The 1,690-nt window shown below is 54.3% G+C and carries 1 protein-coding gene; it reads left to right on the forward strand.

The window, feature by feature from the left end; translation table 11 throughout:
- The first annotated feature begins 248 nt into the window (after positions 1 to 248).
- Positions 249 to 1,412, forward strand: a complete 1,164-nt coding sequence (locus HED64_RS19600) for a Fic family protein (RefSeq protein WP_168153620.1) — start codon at positions 249 to 251, stop codon at positions 1,410 to 1,412.
- Positions 1,413 to 1,690 lie beyond the last annotated feature (278 nt).

The following is a 1,690-nucleotide window of genomic DNA, read 5'->3' on the forward strand; positions in this document are numbered from 1 at the left end:
GAAGCCCCCAAACACCATGTGTTTGGGGGCTTCGATGTTTAACACCCACCTGCCATTTGGTGGGGTCGGGTGCTGTCGGCTCACGCCGACAGCACCCGACCCCTTTTTCGTTAACCGGCCGAACTGAACACGAAGTGTAAGTTGACGTTTTGATTACATACATAAACGCTGAAACTGTAAGTATAGTGAGAGGCATGCTTACACCTTCTCTCAGCGTGCCGGCCGTTACATATGCGACGCAACACTGGATGGCCGAACAAGACGGAATGAGCTCGCGTGCACAGTTGGCTCGAGGTTCCGGTGAATATAAGTCAGCCGTCCCGACCAAAATAGCGGCGTTGGATTTCAGCGTCCTGAATAGTGCGGCCGCCGACATCGAAGATGCCGTGACCGCGTTGATCCGCTTTGATGAACATGCCCGCGGCCGGCTTGGCTTCTCATCTCCGACATTAGGTCCAATGTCCTCGATTCTGCTGCGCACGGAATCGACCTCTTCGTCACAGATTGAGAACCTGACTGTTGGCGCGAGGCAATTAGCCTTGGCTGAACTGAACCAGTCATCTTCTGCGAATGCGATCTCGGTTTCCGCAAATGTCCTGGCCATGGAAGCGGCACTCGAACTTTCGGATCGTGTGGATAGGGCTGCGATTCTGACGATGCACGAGAGATTGCTGACTGGACAACCCGGGTGGGAGCACCACGCCGGCACGTTCAGGCATCAACTTGTCTGGGTCGGTTCCTCCGGGCTGAGTCCTCGCGGTGCTTCTTTCGTTGCACCCCAGCATGACCTCATTGACGAACTCATCGCGGACCTTGTTCAATTTATGGGCCGTGACGATCTGCCCGTCCTTGTCCAGATAGCTATTGCACATGCCCAGTTCGAAACGATTCACCCGTTTGTAGATGGCAACGGACGAACTGGACGTGCACTTGTACATGCTTTGCTTCGTGGAAAGGGCATCGTCAGATCCACCACCGCGCCTGTATCCGCGGGCCTTCTGAAAAATACAGAATCTTACTTTGCGTCACTGACGGCATATCAAAACGGCGATGCTCTTCCCATCGTTGAGCAGTTCGGAAACGCTGCGCGTTTTGCCGCATCTTCTGGTACCCAACTCATAGATCGCCTGGGCGCGGAGCTAGATCATTCAAGCGAAATGTTGAAGGGGCTGCGACCCCAAGCAATGGCATGGAAACTGCTTCCCCATTTGATTTCACATCCAGTGATGAACAACGAACTCGTGGCCAGTTTGTTGACTACTTCGCAGACCAGTGCGTTACGAGCTTTGCAGCAGTTGTCTTCCGTTGGGGTGGTGAGCGAACGTTCGGGCCTGAAACGAAATCGAATTTGGCAACACGATGGAATCCTCTCGGTCCTGGACGACTACGCAGGGAGCCTGCTGCGAAAGTAGCACCTTCCAACTAGCTGAGTCCTCGGGTTCGAGAGCCGATGTTCGACTGCTGCCGGAAGAGTTCAATCAGGCCATGGTGAACGAGCAGATGCATCTAGACGTTGTTGAAGTTGGCTCGTGGAGTTGAGTGGAAGTATTTGTTTGAGCGCAGCGGGTACGTGGCAGTGTCGCGGGGGTCACGGTATTGTTTTTTGACGGTTTCGTCGAGTTAGGGCGTGTGAGGACTGGTTTTGGGCTGGTTTGGCGGGGTTTCTGGTGGGGGAGAGGGCTGATTTCTT

It is taken from the genome of Paeniglutamicibacter terrestris, assembly GCF_012271785.1.
GTDB classification, from domain to species: domain Bacteria; phylum Actinomycetota; class Actinomycetes; order Actinomycetales; family Micrococcaceae; genus Paeniglutamicibacter; species Paeniglutamicibacter terrestris.